The 1184-nt window shown below is 54.2% G+C and carries 2 protein-coding genes; both read left to right on the forward strand.

What is annotated here, in order from left to right; all coding sequences use genetic code 11:
• Nucleotides 1–120 precede the first annotated feature (120 nt).
• Complete coding sequence (locus QMC91_RS09910) at nt 121–702, forward strand: hypothetical protein (RefSeq protein WP_300238077.1); 582 nt, start codon at nt 121–123, stop codon at nt 700–702.
• A 5-nt stretch (nt 703–707) separates the two neighbouring features.
• Nucleotides 708–932 carry a hypothetical protein gene (locus QMC91_RS09915; RefSeq protein WP_300238078.1) on the forward strand — a complete coding sequence of 75 codons (225 nt, stop codon included), beginning with the start codon at nt 708–710 and terminating at the stop codon, nt 930–932.
• The last annotated feature ends 252 nt before the right edge of the window (nt 933–1184 follow it).

Raw genomic sequence — 1184 nt, forward strand, 5'->3', positions numbered from 1 at the left:
GGCATTCATCCCCCCACTAAAGTGGGGGCATTCTGCCTGTTTTCTTCGTAAAGACATTTACTTGGGTAAGGTTTAAATATAATGGATATAATAAGCGCTTCTCACCAGAGGTGAAATCTTATGGTAGACCGTGAAGAGTTACTCACCGCCTCCAGGCGAGAGATCTATGACAGCATCCCGAAGATCGTCGTCGGGGTTGTTATAGCGTTTCTAATCTGGCTCTTTGGTGTGCTGATCTTCCAGCCGCTTGCAAGGATGCTCGGCGATCCGCTCATCTTTGGCCTGGTAGGGCTTGGGAGCCTGATCTCCGCGATAATCCTCATTGCAATCGTACTTATCTTCATTGGCATCTTCAAGGAGGTCATTGACGTCACAAACGCAATCGCGGCGTATGCTGCAGCGGTGTATTCCAGAAAAGAGACATCCGAGGAGAAACTTGACCGCTACCAGCGGGCGTTCCGTGGCATCGCGTACGTGCTCCTCGCCGTCATTTTATTCCTGTTCCTGCTGCCGTTCATCGCAGGGATCATACCGGTTCTGGCGGGCATAGTGCTTGTCATCCTGGTGATCTGGGCGATCCTTGTCCTCTTCCGGAGTGGAAGACTCTTCTCCGGGGAGATCGAGCGCTGGGCTGCTGATGCCACCCGGAAGATCGAGGCACAAAGAGAGGAGATGGAGCGCGAAGAGGAGCGCGAAGAGTAAGATCTATGAAGAAGATCTCAATCTACCTCTTTTTTGCGGCGATATGGGTGGTTGCCTCCTTGGTAGTTACCGTGTTTCCGGCTATTCTGACCCCTGTTGCCACTGCGCTCAGGGTCCCGCTGAACGAAACGATCGCAGTCTTTCTCACCCTGATGCTCGTGCTGACCATCATCTTCCTTGCGCTCATAGGTCGGGAAGCTGGCCGATCGGTGGCAGAACATCTTCTGTAGTCGCCGCCTCCGGTACATCCTCTCCACTTATTCGGGTGAGGGCGGGAGATACCCGTCCCTCATGTCCCTGCATATTTGTGGGATTGGTGCAACCCCCTCAGGATACCCCGCCGCAGATCGTGGCGAGTTTCATCAAACCAGAGCACAGGCCGAAGGCACTTGCCCCTCTCGCAACCCGCCTTTTGGATTCATGTTCAGTGAACTACCCCGCGCCTCTCGGGCGGGGCTTCCTGCTTCATTCTCCTCCCTATC

The organism is Methanoculleus sp. (assembly GCF_030019085.1).
Lineage (GTDB): Archaea > Halobacteriota > Methanomicrobia > Methanomicrobiales > Methanoculleaceae > Methanoculleus.

Bases quoted from the DNA above. Each gene is read 5' to 3' on its own strand.
- QMC91_RS09910 (WP_300238077.1), top strand. From the start codon at position 121: ATGGTAGACCGTGAAGAGTTACTCACCGCCTCCAGGCGAGAGATCTAT.
- QMC91_RS09915 (WP_300238078.1), top strand. From the start codon at position 708: ATGAAGAAGATCTCAATCTACCTCTTTTTTGCGGCGATATGGGTGGTT.